12 protein-coding genes and 2 pseudogenes are annotated in these 14,916 nt (G+C 56.9%); 4 read left to right on the top strand and 10 right to left on the bottom strand.

The features are described 5' to 3' along the window. Position 1 precedes the first annotated feature (1 nt). The 3 genes from DCC24_RS10265 to DCC24_RS10255 all read right to left on the bottom strand — a co-directional run bounded on the left by DCC24_RS10265 (position 2) and on the right by DCC24_RS10255 (position 3,913). Positions 2-1,366: an MmgE/PrpD family protein gene (locus DCC24_RS10265; RefSeq protein WP_110099824.1), complete on the bottom strand. Its 1,365-nt coding sequence runs from the start codon at positions 1,364-1,366 to the stop codon at positions 2-4. Between the two features lie 91 nt (positions 1,367-1,457). Next, positions 1,458-2,234 carry a carbon-nitrogen hydrolase family protein gene (locus DCC24_RS10260; RefSeq protein ID WP_110099823.1) on the bottom strand — a complete coding sequence of 259 codons (777 nt, stop codon included), beginning with the start codon at positions 2,232-2,234 and terminating at the stop codon, positions 1,458-1,460. Next, positions 2,231-3,913, bottom strand: a complete 1,683-nt coding sequence (locus DCC24_RS10255) for an NAD(P)/FAD-dependent oxidoreductase (protein ID WP_110099822.1) — start codon at positions 3,911-3,913, stop codon at positions 2,231-2,233. The genes DCC24_RS10260 and DCC24_RS10255 overlap by 4 nt, the downstream gene beginning before the upstream one ends. Positions 3,914-3,979: 66 nt before the next feature. On the opposite strand from DCC24_RS10255, the gene DCC24_RS10250 reads away from it, so the two are divergent. Next, positions 3,980-4,708 carry an alpha/beta fold hydrolase gene (locus DCC24_RS10250; RefSeq protein ID WP_158524659.1) on the top strand — a complete coding sequence of 243 codons (729 nt, stop codon included), beginning with the start codon at positions 3,980-3,982 and terminating at the stop codon, positions 4,706-4,708. Positions 4,709-4,731: 23 nt separating this feature from the next. Here the strand turns inward: DCC24_RS10250 and DCC24_RS10245 are convergent, their stop codons facing one another. After that, positions 4,732-5,697 carry a hydroxymethylglutaryl-CoA lyase gene (locus tag DCC24_RS10245; RefSeq protein ID WP_110099820.1) on the bottom strand — a complete coding sequence of 322 codons (966 nt, stop codon included), beginning with the start codon at positions 5,695-5,697 and terminating at the stop codon, positions 4,732-4,734. After that, the gene (locus DCC24_RS10240) at positions 5,697-6,911 is read right to left on the bottom strand and encodes a CaiB/BaiF CoA-transferase family protein (protein ID WP_110099819.1); all 1,215 of its coding nucleotides are present in this window, start codon (positions 6,909-6,911) and stop codon (positions 5,697-5,699) included. Before DCC24_RS10240 ends, DCC24_RS10245 begins: the two co-directional genes overlap by 1 nt. A 254-nt stretch (positions 6,912-7,165) precedes the next feature. On the opposite strand from DCC24_RS10240, the gene DCC24_RS12085 reads away from it, so the two are divergent. Then, complete coding sequence (locus DCC24_RS12085; protein WP_158524658.1) at positions 7,166-7,303, top strand: hypothetical protein; 138 nt, start codon at positions 7,166-7,168, stop codon at positions 7,301-7,303. 331 nt (positions 7,304-7,634) lie between these two features. Here DCC24_RS12085 and DCC24_RS12665 read toward each other — a convergent pair whose 3' ends face one another. From DCC24_RS12665 to DCC24_RS10225, 5 genes and pseudogenes are all read right to left on the bottom strand, one after another. Next, entirely contained in the window at positions 7,635-7,907 is a 273-nt protein-coding gene (locus tag DCC24_RS12665; RefSeq protein WP_369860249.1) for a thiamine pyrophosphate-dependent enzyme, read from the bottom strand. Positions 7,908-8,231: 324 nt separating this feature from the next. Continuing rightward, positions 8,232-8,588, bottom strand: coding sequence for a hypothetical protein (locus tag DCC24_RS12660; RefSeq protein ID WP_369860248.1), 357 nt, complete (start codon positions 8,586-8,588; stop codon positions 8,232-8,234). Positions 8,589-8,832: 244 nt separating this feature from the next. After that, a pseudogene (locus tag DCC24_RS12655) lies at positions 8,833-9,114 on the bottom strand (thiamine pyrophosphate-binding protein); the annotation flags it as partial. A 61-nt stretch (positions 9,115-9,175) separates the two neighbouring features. Continuing rightward, positions 9,176-10,165, bottom strand: a complete 990-nt coding sequence (gene speB / locus DCC24_RS10230) for an agmatinase (protein WP_110099818.1) — start codon at positions 10,163-10,165, stop codon at positions 9,176-9,178. A gap of 51 nt (positions 10,166-10,216) precedes the next feature. Next, complete coding sequence (locus DCC24_RS10225; protein WP_110099817.1) at positions 10,217-10,798, bottom strand: helix-turn-helix domain-containing protein; 582 nt, start codon at positions 10,796-10,798, stop codon at positions 10,217-10,219. 219 nt (positions 10,799-11,017) lie between these two features. On the opposite strand from DCC24_RS10225, the pseudogene DCC24_RS10220 reads away from it, so the two are divergent. Together DCC24_RS10220 and DCC24_RS10215 are read left to right on the top strand one after the other, a co-directional pair. Next, positions 11,018-12,544 (top strand): annotated as a pseudogene (locus tag DCC24_RS10220) (sodium:solute symporter). A gap of 609 nt (positions 12,545-13,153) precedes the next feature. Next, positions 13,154-14,623 (top strand): cytosine permease, encoded by a 1,470-nt coding sequence (locus tag DCC24_RS10215; RefSeq protein WP_199446269.1) that lies wholly within the window; start codon positions 13,154-13,156, stop codon positions 14,621-14,623. Positions 14,624-14,916: the final 293 nt, after the last annotated feature.

Here is a 14,916-nt window from a genome sequence, read left to right as displayed (position 1 = left end):
CTTAGCGGTTCACCTGAGCCAGAAGCTCAGTCAGGTCTGCAATCGGGCGGTTGTCGAGATCGTAAATGACCTCCACCATGTGGTCGCGCCAGTCTTCGGTGGTGAAGGGACTAACGAGCGCGTCGAACTTGGCGCGTTCGTCTTGCCAGTTCATCGGATCATCGTGAAAGCCCGGGTAAGACCGTTTTTCGGCGTTGAGCACCGTACCGTCCTGTAGCGTGACGGTCAGCTCAGCGGGCATATGCTGTGGGAACTGCGCGGAGAACTCGGGATCGTCGGCAATCTCGACCTTGGTCATCAGCGATTGCACATCGTCAGCCACGATGCGCTCGGGGCTGTATTGTGCCGGAGTGAGCTCTCCATCGAGGAGCACGCAAGCCAGCATCCACGGCAGGGAGTGATCGGCTTCTTCCTTGGTGCGGATGGTGCGTTTATCGCCTTCTTCACCCCCACCGATAATGTTCCAGGCGACGTCGAAGGTCTTCAGCTTCACGCTGGCGATCGCTGTGGGGTCGAAATCGTGCTGGGCGCGCATATCTTGAGCGGCTTGTAGGGCCGACTGCGAGTGGATCTCGGCATTGTGTTTTTTGATGATGGTCTCTGTGACCTTCTCGAGATCTTCGGCGGACCAGGAGATCTGGAAATCTCCAGCGATGGAGTCCTTGAAGCCCTTATTGCCCTCAAAGACCTCGGCCGGTCCGGTAATGCCACGTTGGGCCAGCAAGGCCGCCCAGGTCGCTGCCTGTGCCACGTGGGCGTAGGCCAGGCCTTTCCAGTGCGATAAATCCCCGGTGCGGGTCACGCGCAACGCGTTATTCGCCGTGCCGGCGATGGCCATCGCATGGGCGGCTTGATCGGCGGTGAGTCCCAAGGCCTTCGCGACGCCAGCGGCTGCGGCATAGCTACCCTGGGTGGTGTGGTCGAAGCCGCGATCGCGCACCGGAGCGACGTCGGAGAGTCGCGTGTGGACCTGAATCGCGACCGCGAAAGCGTCTAGGAAGGTTTTGCCACTGGCCCCGGCCAGTTCGGCGGCTGCCAGCACGGCCCCCATGTTGTCACTGGGGTGGTTGGTTTCCTTCGGCGCTAAGTAGGCATCCATGAAGTCCAGGTAGCGTGAGAGTGCCGAGTTGTAAAAGGCGGCTTTCTCGGCGGTGGTGCGTCCGCCACCGATCAGCGTGGCCTGTTCGGCGCCACCCTGCTCGTCCACCAGCTCGCGGATCGCCACGAGGGGCTCGGCGTTCAAGGCACCAATAGCAACGGCAATGGTGTCCATGACACGAATCTTGAGTTGTTTCACAGCGTGTTCGGACATCGTGGCTGAATCGGCCGCGACCACAAATTCAGCCAAATCCTGAATCTCGGTCATGATGTCCCTCCTCTCCAAAACCGTTGACACTTTGGAGTGTAGGGCACGCCCACTAATTACGCAACACCTATGTGCGGTAATTGACATCAGTTTACCTAAGAGTAATGTCGAAACGTCGGTCGACCAGATACGAATGGCGCTGTCGACAGGCGGTCAGTCGGTCACGATCGATCTCCACCACCAGGATGGTGGGGTCCCGCGTTGCGGTGGCGACAACCTCCCCGGTTGGCGCCAGCACGCGGGACAGTCCGCCATACTCGTGCTGGGTATCGGACCCGCAATAGTTGGCGTAGGCCAGATACACCTGATTTTCCAGAGCGCGGGCCGGCAACAGCAGCTGTTGCACCTGGTCGTAGTCGATCATGTTCGCGGTGGGCACCACGATCAGATCCGCCCCGGCCACCGCGAGCGCGCGGGCAGTCTCGGGGAATTCGATGTCATAACAGATCGCCACCCCGATCTGCCAGCCCCGCCAGGAGACCACCTGAGGCGGCCGCCTGGGCGGAGGGTCGAACTGGTCGGCGTCGAGCTGGCCGAAGTAGTGGATCTTGCGCTGATCGAGCAACCGCGTCCCAGCCTGATCGAGAACCCCGACCGTGTTGAACACGGTCGCCCCGTTGCGTTCGGGGTAACCGTAAGCGATGGCCAGGTGGTAGCGGGTCGCCATCTCGGCGACCTCGCGGTGATAGGACCCGGCCAGCTCGAGGATGCGCTGCCGGCCGAGCACGTAGCCGGTGAGAAACATTTCGGGCAACACCAACAGCTCAGCTGAGCAGTCATGCGCCCGGCGAGCGAGCTCGTCCAGCCGGCGCAGATTGGCCGGCGGGTCCCCGTCGAGCGGTGGTACTTGGGCGATGGCGAGTCTCATGGCGCCAGCTCAAGGGGTCCGAATTGCTCGTACAGGTCACCGGGTCCGGGATTGGCCGGATCGGTGGTACCGCCGAAGTGGTGAAGTACACCCCAGACCGCGTTCAGCCCGGTCTGTACCGCGCCTTCGGCCCACGCGGGCGTAAAGGACACGCTGTCTCCGGCGAGGAAGATCCCGCGCTGACTGGCGGGCAGATCGTCCTGGACGAAGTGACCGTACATGCGGTGGTTGTACCGGTAGTGGCCCGGTAACGCCCCTTTGAACGCGCCCAAGAAGTAGGGGTTGGCTTCCCAGGAGACGGTCACCGGCTCGCCGATAATGTGACTGCGGATATCGACGGTGGGATAGATCTTCTCCAGGGCTCCTAACGCCAGCTCAGCACGCTTCTCTGGGTCGTAAGGCAGCATTTTCAGCGCATCCGACATCCACGAGTAGGTCAAACAGATCACCCCGGGCTGATCGTCGCCGTGATCGAACAGGTAAGTCCCACGGGTGATGCGGTCGGTGAGCGTCATGCTCATCACATCCTGGCCGGTGGCGGGGTCCTGGTCTTTCCAGAAGGGGCGATCGACGGGCACGAAAGTTTTCGAGGACTGCATATACCGAGTCCGATCCAGGGCCATCCACATCTCTTGGGAGAACAGGTCTTCAGCGCAGTCGATCTCAGTGGTCAGTAGCCAGGATTGGCAGGTCACCACCACCGCGTCGTAATGCTGAGCGCTCCCGGTGGCTTCGGTGACCACAATCTGCTCGCCATCGCGGTAAAGCCCCGACACCGCACCCCGTGGCTGGCGGTTGTCGTGGAGCGCGGCCAGGCTGGTGCCCTGAGACCAGTGCACCGGGTCGATCAGACCGCGTTCCCACAGACGCCGAGGCAGTTGTTCGGAGCCGCCGATCACCAGGTGCTGATGTGAGTCGCATTCGGTGAGCACCACGCGCAGAATTTCGAGCATGGAGTTGGCGAAGTCCGAGTCCCAGCCCCCGGTCCCGAAGCCAACTTGACCGAAGACTTCTCGGTGCCGGTAGGACAGGCGGGAAAATTCCTCGGATTCGGTCACGAACTCGTAGAAGCTCTTATCGTCCCAGGCGGCCACGATCTGGTTCCACGCCGCTTTCAGCCCGGTGGCGTCTTGGCGCTTGATGGCCTCCTGCAGGCTCTTGAGCCCGAATTCTCGCTCCAGGGCGGCATCCCAGGCTTCGGCTACTTCGGCGAAGAACGGGGGGAGATCCTCCAGACTGCGCGCGTACCAGGTGTCACCACCCAAATCGATCACGGTACTACCGGCGGCCTCGGTGAGCGGGTTGGGGAAGGGCTTGGTCTCCAATCCGACCAGATTCAGATTGTGAAACAGCGTGGTGGAAGAGACCGGGAAGCGCATGCCACCCAGCTCGGCAATGATGGCGGAATGATCGCGCCCGGCGTGTTCTGCCGTGAAGGTGAAGGGCTCGGAACGTAGCCGTCCGCCGAGACGTTCGGCCTCGTAGACCACGGGTTTCAGTCCCAGTCGCATCAGCTCATAGGCGGCCACGAGCCCGGAGATGCCGGCGCCAATAACCGCCACCTCGGTGCCAAGTGCGTGATCGGGAAGGCGACCGATGTGTTGGCCTGCGGTGAGCCAGTGCCGGTAGTCGAAGGGGAAATCGGGGCCGAAGATGGTAACAGCGTGGGTGTGCGCCATTGATACTCCTTAGATAGCAATCGGTGTGACTTACCTTACATGAGCCGCTACGGCTACAGTAGAGCCATGGAGCATGAGACAGTTTTCGTCCACGGACTAGGCCAATCGGCGACAAGTTGGGAGCCCGTGGTCGAGCACGTCACCGGCGCGGTGGCCTACGATGTGCGTGGCTTTGGACAGGCCCCTTTGGGTGAGGCCGAGGGAACCCTGGAGCAGTTGGGTCAAGACCTGGTGGAGGTCATGGAGCGCACCGAGGCCCGCACCGCGGTGGGCTTTTCACTCGGTGGGATGATTGTGTTGTGGGCGGCCGCCTATCGACCGGAGCTCTTTGATCGAATTGTGGTGATGGCGACCTCTTCGGTGGTGGGAGCCCGAGCCGCTGACTACTACCTGAAGCGGGCCGAACTTGTGGATCATCCCACACAGTTCTTCGAGATGCTCACGCAAGATACTCGGAATATGGTGTGTCACGACACCGTCGACGTGGAGAGCCTCACCGCCCAGCGAGTGGAGGACATCGGGCAGGGTGCCGGCTTTGCCAATGCCGCCCGGGCGGTGGCGTCGGTGGGATCGAGCCTGCACGAGCAGCTGGACCGGATCACCGCCGAGGTGCACGTGGTGAGCGCAGCAAAGGACCAGCTGTGCTCATCGAAAGCGACCGAGATCCTGCTGGAGGCCCTGCCACAGGCCGAACACACCGTGATCGAGCAGGCCGGTCACCTGATGCTGATCGACCAGCCTGAAGCCACCCTGCAGGCCCTTGATGTGGCCTTGGGCTATGCCTCAGCGCGTTGACGGTACCGACATTTGGTCTTCCATTAATCCCAGCTCGCTTGGGCCAGATCATCGCGGGTGCCACCGCGGAGCACGAAGGAACTAGGTGGGAAGCCCGTCCAGCCCACCACGTCAGTGGCCAGGGCGCGGAGGTCCTCGAGGTTGAGGCCAGTGGCGATCCCCATGGACTCCAGAAAGTGCACAAGATCTTCGGTGGCCATATTGCCTAACACGACGGGGTCGCCGGGGAACCACATGTCCCCGCCCAGGGCGGCCACGCTGGTTTCCAACCAGTCTGCCCCGGCAGCCAGGGCGGCGAGTGCATTGGCCGGGGCCGCACCGTTGCGGTTGTGCAAGTGAGTTCCGAAACTTACGTAGGGATACTGGACGCGGGCCTGGACCAGTCCGGCATAAACTTCGCCCGGGTGTTCTTCACCGGTGGTGTTGGCCAAGTAGATCTTATCCACCCCCAGGTCCACGGCGGCGCGGATCACCCGGTGTCGCATGGGCGCAGTGACCTCACCGTAGCACGGTGAGAAGTAGGCGCAGGCCACCGCGACAATCAAACGTTTGCCGGCTTGGTCGACCACCCGCGCCATCTCAGGGAGCTGGTCGAGGAGTTGGCCAGTGGTGGCCGATTGGTTCTTGAGCGCCATACCGTCCTCGGCCGGAATCACCACCGCGATTTCCTCCAGCGAGGTCTCCACCGCGCGCTGGGCGCCCTTAAGGTTCGGGGCCAGCCCACGCAGGGTGACGTTTTTACGCCACGGGAGTTGGTCAAGTTCTGCGACCAGTTGGGTCGCATCGGCCAATTGGGGTAGCACTTTGGGATGGGCAAATGAACAGACTTCTAGCTCCGTGCAACCGACTGCCACTAAGCGGTCGGCGATCTCGACTTTCCGGGTGGTCTCTAACGGATCTGCCACCGCTTGGAGACCATCGCGTAAGCCCACATCAACGATTCGGGCACGCTGGGGAAGGTTCCAGTCATTCGCCAAGGTGCCAGCCATTAGCGGATCACCCCCGCAGCACGAAGTTGGTCTTGTCGGTCAGTGTCGTAGCCGAGATCAGTCAAGATCTCTGCGGTGTGCTTGCCTAATACTGGACCCGACCACCGCACCCGGGTGTCCGTGCGCGATAGCCTCGGGAAGGCGTTGTGCATATGGACTGAGCCGTGTTGCTCCGAGTCCACGGCGATAATGGACTCCCGGGCGATGAACTGCGGGTCGGTGACCATATCTCGAGGTCGGAAGATCTTGCCCACCGGCACTGAGTGGGACTGGAGTAGCTCAGTGAGTTCTTCCGAGGTTTTGGTCATGGAAAACTCGGCAATCAGTTCATCAAGTTCGGCCTGATGTTCGCCGCGGGCATGATGATTCGCATACCGGGGGTCCTCGGCGAGTTCGGGCCGGCCCATGGCTGTCGCCAGGCGCGCGAACACCGTGTCCTGATTGGCGGCAATGATCATCCACTCCCCCGAGCCGGTCGGGTAGACGTTACTGGGAGCAATTTTAGGCAGGATCGATCCGGTCCGCTCACGCTGGATGCCACCTTCGGTCCAGTCGGGAACCAACGATTCCATCACGCCCAGCACCGATTCGTAGATCGAGGCATCCACGACTTGGCCTCGGCCAGAGTTTTTGACGTCGAGTAACGCCGCCAATGTTCCCATGGTGGCGAAGATCGCTGCCAAGGTGTCCCCGATCGAAATCCCCACACGGGAGGGCGGGGTCGCAGGGTCACCGACGATGTAGCGCAGCCCGCCCATGGCCTCACCGATCGAGCCGTAGCCGGGTTGCTGGGAACAGGGGCCCGTTTGGCCGTAACCGGAGACTCGCGTCATCACCAGGCCGGGGTGATCCGCCGACAGGGACTCGTAATCCAGCTGCCATTTCTCCATCGAGCCGGGGCGGAAGTTTTCCAGTACCACGTCCGCGGAGGCTATCAGCTCGCGGGCAATGGACTGACCGGCTGGCTCGCGCAGGTTGAGGGTCACCGACTTTTTGTTTCGGGCCAGCACTGACCACCACAACGAGTCGCCCTCCACCCGGGCCTGACCCCATTGACGTAAAGGATCGCCACGCACCGGGTCCTCAATCTTGATGACCTCAGCGCCGAGATCCCCCATCAACTGCCCACAGAAGGGACCGGCAATGAGCTGTCCCATCTCGATGACCCGAATGCCTGCCAGCGGTCCGCTTTCACAGTGTTGTTGTTCTGCCATGAGTGTCCTTCCACAGCAACGCCCATATCATTCTCTAGTACGTAGGAAGCCAGAGGTAAGCAACACTCACCTCTTGAGTTACTATGCCTCGCCTTGACCAGCCTAGAATCGCCCGTTTCATCAACGCATTGCTACCGCAACTACATGTCTGGTGTTCTTGATTGTGCTATACGCGGTTCTGAAGGTCTTCGTCCGGCTCCCCACCGAGACCGAGGAAGTCCTGTACCTATGGTGCGTTTTCGTCGCCAGCCCCATTGACCAGTACTGCTGGTGGCCCTAAACACTATTCGTTTGATGTCGAAGACCTGCTCAGACCGCTGACCGCTCCCCTGTGCTTGATGATGCTCGCCACGATGCTCTTAGCGCTCACCATCGTCGGTGCGGTGGGTTGATTGATGAAGCCCTACGTGATCGATCGGATCGCATCAGTCGGGTCGACCTTGGCCGATTTTAGGTATTCCGACGACCTAGAGGTTCTCCAGGTAACTGAGCGACTGCAACCTCAGCCATTCTTAAGGATTGCCTCCTCGGCAGTGGGGGCCGTTACTCGTTCCGGAGTTACTGCGCCATTCGCGAATCCTACATCTGGTGAGTCGGCTCCCACATACGCATATGCGTTGAAAACACAAGGACAGAAGGACCACGTTGCATAACCGAGTCGCGAAGGTCTGTGGCAAGAGTTTCGGCCGTCGTATACTTGGCGGGAATTCCAAAAGAGGAAACCTATGCAACAAAGTTTGGCCTGGATAGCTCTGTCGCCGTCGCTTTATCAAAGGCCCCGGTCATATATTCGCAAAGGGTTCCGTAACCACCATCGTCAATTACTATCCAGGTCACTGGTAGTTGATGTTGATGCGCGCTCGCCAGTTCGGAAATGGAGTACATGGATGAACCATGTCCTGATATTGCAAAGACTCGATCGGCGGAGGCAGTAGCGGCACCCAAGGCAGCTGGGAAAGCGTAACCAATACCGCCGGCACCTTGTCCAGACTCCATGGCACCATCAAACGCGTCCCAACAGTTCCAGGCCCAGTACCCTGAGATGGTTATGTCCCAGAAAGTTGTAGCTTCCCTTGGGATTCCCGCTCTTAAACCAGCCATAATCGCTTGTTCATGGTCAAGATTCTGGGCCTTGAGCCGCTGCTGGATTCTATCTCAGATTTATTGAAACTTTTTTTACCGCTTGATTGCCTGCGGACGATACCGTCGGGGCGTAGCTGGTCCGGTTGAGCTCCTCGTTGATCGCTACGAGTGCAGCAGACGCGTCGGCGCGAATGCCCAACATTCGGTAGTTCGAACCAAGTACTCGCCCCTCCGCATCTATCTGAATAATCTCGCCAACGGATTCATGCTGAAATAATTAGAACTAACCTCGCTCAATGAGGTTCCAACAGCAATCAGTGTCTCAACCTCGTTTAGATATTCTGTGATGTAGCTATCTTCAATCCAGCTTCCAAAACTCAGCTCATGTGAGCCTGGGAAAACGGAGTTTCCACGAGGTGTGCACACAACCGGAGCATCGAGAGTTTCTGCCAATATTTTCAATTCTTCTCGCGCCGTTTGACCACTGCGTTTGACACCGCCACCAGCGATGATGGCGGTCGATTTGCTGGATCTTAACTTCCCACACGCTTCTCTGATGATCTCGGTACAAGGAAGGGATGGTGAACCAGACACGGACTCGAGGTTTTCGGGAGGCGGGATCTCCGATTCGCTGAGCAGTACGTTCTCTGGAATTTCTACCCAGACCGGGCCACAGGGGTGGAGCGAGAGCTAGTGACCATGTATCGACAAGTGTAGAAACTATCCCATCGGCACGGTGCACCGTAGACTGAAACTTTGTAACGTTACGCGCAGATTCCCGCTGGTCGTCTAATTGGTGCAAATACCCCTTACGACGCCCGCCCAGTCCGTCTTCGGGGATTTGCGAAGAGACCACGAGAATCGGCACGCCGGAGGAGTACGACTCCTGCAATCCTGCCAAACTGATTAAAGCACCAAGACCAGTGGAGACAAAGAGAACGCCAGGATTGCCCGTCATTCGCGCGTACCCGTCTGTAGCATATGCAGCATTATTCTCCACGCGCGATGAAATGTAGCGAATGGGGCTGTCTCCTAACTCATTGAACAACGATAAGACATGCTGTCCAGGAGTCCCAAACAGGGTATCAACGCCCAGCGCTTCTAAGGTCTCCAGTACCAAGTGCCACCAGTTCTCGCGGTACCCTTTCGTGTCAAGAGATCACAAACTAACGACTAGCCCTTTACGTGTTTTGTCGCAGGTCAGCCATCAAAGTCAACAGGTCGTAGCAAACGTGCGCAGCTGCGATACCGGTAAGCTCAGCATGGTCGTAGCCAGGTAGCACCTCTACAACATCAGCACCAACAAGGTTAAGACCGCGCAAACCGCGCAAGATCTCGAGTAACTCACGACTTGTCATACCACCGGCTTCCGGAGTACCTGTTCCGGGGGCATGCGCCGGGTCTAGCACATCGATGTCTAGGGAGATATAAAGAGGCCGGTTACTTATACGTTCGCGAAGGATTTCTACAACATCGGTGACTCCGCGCCGGAATATGTCCGTGCTGGTAATGACGCCAAAACCGAAGCGTTCGTCCTCGTCCAGATCTTTCTTGCCATACAACGGCCCGCGAGTGCCAACATGGCAAATCGCTGAAGTATCGATGATTCCTTCTTCTGCAACCCGGCGGAACGGTGTGCCATGCGTGTAATCTGCACCAAAATACGTATCCCATGTATCCAAATGCGCATCGAAATGTAATAGTGAAACGGGTTGGCCGGCGCGTTCACTAGCGGCACGCAACAATGGCAGAGCGATTGTATGGTCTCCACCAATTGTTAACAAAGACGCGCCATGGGCGGTTAGCTCCAGAGCGTCAGACTGAATAGATTCGATAGCTTCCTCAATCTTGAAAGGGTTAACCGCCATATCACCGGCATCCGCAATCTGCACCTGAGCAAAAGGAGATGAGTCAGTTGCGGGGTTATAGGGACGTAGCAATCGGGATGACTGACGGACGTGAGCCGGACCGAATCGTGCTCCTGGGCGATACGAAACACCCGTATCGAACGGGACGCCGATAATTTTTATTTCAGCGGAACGTCCTTCGTTTTGAAGATCGCGCAAGCGCGGAAGCAGAGCAAAAGTTGATTCGCCACTGTAGCGAGGAACTACAGCAGAATTCACAGGTCCAATATTGCCGTTGTCTATGATTCGAGGAGTTTCAAGCATTGGTCATCCTTTCGTTACGGATTTCATCGCCACATTGTTATGTCAAAATTTCTAGTGGAATCCCAAGCCATTTCCAGCTAGTACCCACAATATTGTCGCGGTTTCTGCACTGGGGTTGTACCAACTGTGCGGTTCTGCTCCGGGAAAAGTGAGGGTATCTCCAGCAGATAGCGGGAAGTCCTCCGTGAAAGTTTTCAAAACAAATTCTCCCTCAATCACATAGACGGATTCAGTGAGGCAGTCAATTGTGTACAACTCTTCTTCTCCCCGCCCATGCGGGACAATCTCAGCATGAATTATTTGCAAATGCCTTTGATCTGGAGGAGTAAGCAATTTCTCCGATATTCCGGCTCCACCCATATCGATAAACGGTGCTTCTTTCAGTGATATATGCGAAGTTTCCGGAGCTTCAAGCATTTCACCAGCCGAGACACCCAGCACCTGGCAGATGGCGACCAATGACGAGACAGATGGGCTTGTAAGATCTCGTTCCACTCGGGAAATGAAGCCCTTCGATAACCTCGTAGCCTTAGCGACTTGATCTAACGTAAGACGCCTTTGTTCCCTGTAGGCGCGGAGTCGGCGCCCCAAAGCTTTTGGCGCATCCGATGGCTCGATTGGAAGTGACTTCATCGCTACCTTTCCCCGCTCACTTGCACAGAATTTTACATCCGCCTCCTTTCCCCAAACCGATAGACAGTACCGATGATTATGCCAGTAATCACATCACGAGCCTAACCCTATGTTGCCTATTGGACAACATGTATTTATCATGGAGAACCAATGTGAGCTGAGTCATGCAATGACCAGCTTCCACCGGCTGACTTATACGCTTCAAAACGGAGTATCACAATGGAATGGCTTGACGCGGGTGTAGTTCTGCTATACCTCGTAGCGATGGTGCTATTCGGCTTCTGGGGCCAGCGCCGCACAAAGAATGTTGACGACTACCTGGTAGCTGGGTGACGTTTGGGCCCCATGGTCTACACCGCAACGATGGTCACAGTAGTCCTTGGTGGCGCCTCCGCGATTGGTGGCGTGGGTCTGGGATATGAATTCGGCATTTCCGGATTCTGGATGGTGGCCGCCATTGCACTCGGGGTGACTATCCTTAGCCTGGTCTTTGGCCCCATCCTGCAGAAGCTGAAGATCTACACCGTGGTTCAGATGCTCACCCTGCGCTACGGCCACCAAGCTACCCAAGGCGCATCCGTAGTGATGTTGGCTTACACACTAATGCTGTGCGCCACCTCCACCGGCGCCTACGCGTCCATTTTCGTTGTACTCTTCGGCTGGGAACGTTGGTTATCAGTCCTTGTCGGGGGCGCTGTCGTACTGATCTATTCCGTTGTCGGCGGCATGTTCTCGATTACCCTCGCCGATGTGGTCCAGTTCTTCGTGATGACTGTGGGGCTCTTCTTCCTGATGTTGCCCTTTAGCCTTAGCCACGCTGGTGGTTTCGACGCGATGCAGGAACGCTTGGATGCCGAATTCTTTAGTATCAGCGGTATAGGTTTACAATCAATCGTTACCTACGTGGTGGTCTATACATTGGGGGTATTGATCGGCCAGGATATCTGGCAACGCGTATTTACTGCCCGAAGCGCACCCGTCGTACGCTGGGGCGGGTTGGCCGCAGGGATTTATATCTTTCTGTTCGGACTGGCGAGCGCCGTCGTGGGCATGGCAGTTGCAAGCACGACCCCGAATATCGAAGTCCGCGACGATGTCTTTGCCCTTGTGGCCACGGATATCCTGCCTTACGGGCTGGGCGGGATAGCTATGGCCGGCGGTATTGCGGCGATGATGTCCACCGCATCAGGCGGACTGATTGCTGCCGCCACCGTTGCTCGGGCCGACGTCGTTCCCCTGATGAAGTCCATCTTCTCCTCACGCACAACTCCTCAACAGCTCACCGCTGAAGAAGCAGCTCGCACAGCTCAAGAGAATATTCAGACCAGCAAAACCCAGGAAACCGATATTAATTCCAGCCGTATGTGGGTGCTGATTCTAGGCGCCATCGTGATGGTACTGGCGATGATCGTCCCAGACGTCGTCGCAGCACTGACCATCGCCTACGCCATCTTGGTCGGCGGTCTCTTCGTCCCGATTTTAGGCGCCCTGCTATGGAAGCGTAGCACCGGCGTGGGCGCTGCTTGGTCGATGCTGGCTGGCTCGGTGGCCACCATCGCGATCATGATCGTGATGGAAATAAATGCCGAAAACCCGATGGACGGAATCTTCGCCAATGAGCCGATCTACTTTGGTTTGCTCTCTTCGGCGGTGGTATTCGTGGTGGCATCACTGATCAGCAAGAAAACACCGTCGCCAGTGTACGAGGCCTGGCGGATCCGGTCGCAGCAGGGGGCCGATGCTTAGCAACTTCCCTCAACGCAAGACGGCTAGGGCACCAATTGAATGTTCCCCGAGCCGTCCTCTCAACCGGTCAGAAACAAAAATAAACACCAGTGCTGTTCCTGTAGGGCCGGGGCAGTTCGCGGTCTTCTGCTGTAAGGCGCACCTATGGAGTCTTGAACGACATATATTCTCAGCCTGTAATGAGGAACTACCGATGGTGGGGACAGAGCTTGGACTGGTTTCGCTTGTTATTTGCTTTGACGTCGAATTTGCTGAACGGCTAAGAACCGAGTCGCACCTAGCGCGACCAGGTAAATTGGCCAAAAGTAGAGTGACCTTTCAACGAGAACCTCACCCAGTTAGCCAGCGTTCAGACACAAGAGCCAATAAGCCGAGTAGCGATTGCCACTTGCGACCGGAACGGAGATGAACGGGGGCGGTGGCCTTCTGTATCGAATGCATTGTGGTCGCTGATGTGTGGCCACAGAATAGAACGAATCTTCATAACGGCCATCCCTGGATACTACAGATCGACATAGACCTGTATGAGAGCGGGAACATAAGGTACCGCATACAGCAACGGGTTCTCAGACCAACGTAGAGATCTCTACCCACAGTTCTTAGGGATACATGATCCCATCACCAAAGTTTAGCTATCGCTTCGAATTGACCCACCTAATTACCCCCTCGAAGGAAATGATGTCTTCTCAAAACACCACCCCGCTCATTGAGTCCAGGTCAATCGACATTGTGCCTAGGTCTGAACGTCACGGAAAAGTCTGGCATCAAGGTCCGTTCTGGTTTGCAGGAAACTTCGTCCTGACGACACTCGTGGTAGGGCTCACAGGGCCTTCCATGGGCCTGTCCTTGGGTTTTTCCATACTCGCCGTGATTCTCGGCGTGGGGTTCGGGACGTTTATCATGGCGTTCCACGCCAATCAAGGACCAATCATGGGGCTAGCACAGATGATCCAGTCTCGTGCACAGTTCGGAAGCAAAGGGGTCCTACTCCCCTTTGTTGCGACGGTCTTCGTCTACATCGGATTCCTCGTTTTCGACACCATTCTTGTCACCTACGGGATCGGGATATTCCCCGATGCAACATGGTTTTGGTACCCAGTAATCATCGCCGTATCAATTCTTATCGCTGTCGTAGGGCACGACTTGCTACATCTTGTCCAACGTTGGATGACTTATGTCCTGATTATCGTCTTCGCTACTCTGACGATCTTTTCAGCTATACATTTTCCAAACACCCTTGCGGACTTGGACGCCGCGGTGCATACAGCCGGATGGAATTCTGCAGGTTTTCTGGTTCAGTTTTCACTAGCGGCAGGGTATAACATCAGCTACTCTGTCTACGTCTCTGACTACACTCGCTATCTTCCCCCAAATTCGTCGGGGCCTAAACTTGTTGGCGCCGTTTACGTAGGTGCAGGATTTTCAGCAGTCTGGCTAATGTCTCTCGGAGCATTGCTTGCCACCTACTTGCCAGATGCTGACCCTATTTCCAGCCTTCGAGAAGTTGGCGATCTTATATTCCCTGGTTTCGGAACAATCGTGGTCCTCGTGTCTTCCCTTGCCCTAATTTCAATCATGGGTGTGAATGCCTACGGCGCCATGCTCACAGCTGCCAGCGCTATCGATGGTTTTAAGCGCGTCAACCCCACTGTGAAGTTGCGCGTTGTCTCTCTGATCATCGTGGGTCTCGTAACACTGATCATCGCTCTTGCGATCCCCAATAATTACATCGACAGTTTCAACAGCTTCGTAGCACTCATGCTCTACTTTTTGATCCCATGGTCAGCAGTTAACCTGGTGGATTTCTATCTGATACGACGCGGTGAATATGTCCTTGATGAAATCGTCAAGAATGACGGAATTTATGGTCGGTGGAATTGGAGAGGCCTAGCAGCCTATGCCGCGGGCTTTGTCGCCATGATCCCATTCTATTCATTGTCTTTCTACACAGGTCCAGTAGCCGAAAGACTGAGCGGAGCTGATCTAGCCTTCGCTATCGGGCTACCCGTATCAGGTTTTGTCTACTACTTTTTAGCACGTGGCCGTCGAACAAGAAACAACGAGAAATTAATGCTGTGAAATGCCCTATTATCGACCGCGCTGGACCCCTTTTCTCATTTCACGGAGAACGTCAACGTCGGCTTCTTCCCACTGAAACTCCGTGCTACTGACGGGAACCCAGGGGGTAATCTCTAGCCGAGCCAGACAATAGCCAGATCGAAGTCGACAAAAATTTAGGTAGACGGGCTCTTCACAATCGAGGGTGTAGACGGGGCTTGAATCCTCCGCTCTCGAGCAAGGACCTGGCGATGTAGTTGGTGAGATTCCGGAAGCCCAGGGCGGATCCGCGCAGGTGTTCGAGTCGTCCGTTG

The sequence above is a fragment of the Auritidibacter sp. NML100628 genome, from assembly GCF_003185985.1.
Taxonomy (GTDB): Bacteria; Actinomycetota; Actinomycetes; order Actinomycetales; family Micrococcaceae; genus Auritidibacter; species Auritidibacter ignavus.
The sequence above is the reverse complement of the archived record's forward strand: the minus strand, read 5'-3'. Positions and strand labels throughout refer to the sequence as shown.

What these genes read in the sequence shown, in the direction of transcription:
- DCC24_RS10265 (WP_110099824.1), bottom strand. Translation starts at nt 1,366, where the DNA reads ATGACCGAGATTCAGGATTTGGCTGAATTTGTGGTCGCGGCCGATTCA.
- DCC24_RS10260 (WP_110099823.1), bottom strand. Translation starts at nt 2,234, where the DNA reads ATGAGACTCGCCATCGCCCAAGTACCACCGCTCGACGGGGACCCGCCG.
- DCC24_RS10255 (WP_110099822.1), bottom strand. Translation starts at nt 3,913, where the DNA reads ATGGCGCACACCCACGCTGTTACCATCTTCGGCCCCGATTTCCCCTTC.
- DCC24_RS10250 (WP_158524659.1), top strand. Translation starts at nt 3,980, where the DNA reads ATGGAGCATGAGACAGTTTTCGTCCACGGACTAGGCCAATCGGCGACA.
- DCC24_RS10245 (WP_110099820.1), bottom strand. Translation starts at nt 5,697, where the DNA reads ATGGCTGGCACCTTGGCGAATGACTGGAACCTTCCCCAGCGTGCCCGA.
- DCC24_RS10240 (WP_110099819.1), bottom strand. Translation starts at nt 6,911, where the DNA reads ATGGCAGAACAACAACACTGTGAAAGCGGACCGCTGGCAGGCATTCGG.
- DCC24_RS12665 (WP_369860249.1), bottom strand. Translation starts at nt 7,907, where the DNA reads ATGGAGTCTGGACAAGGTGCCGGCGGTATTGGTTACGCTTTCCCAGCT.
- speB (WP_110099818.1), bottom strand. Translation starts at nt 10,165, where the DNA reads ATGCTTGAAACTCCTCGAATCATAGACAACGGCAATATTGGACCTGTG.
- DCC24_RS10225 (WP_110099817.1), bottom strand. Translation starts at nt 10,798, where the DNA reads ATGAAGTCACTTCCAATCGAGCCATCGGATGCGCCAAAAGCTTTGGGG.
- DCC24_RS10215 (WP_199446269.1), top strand. Translation starts at nt 13,154, where the DNA reads ATGATCCCATCACCAAAGTTTAGCTATCGCTTCGAATTGACCCACCTA.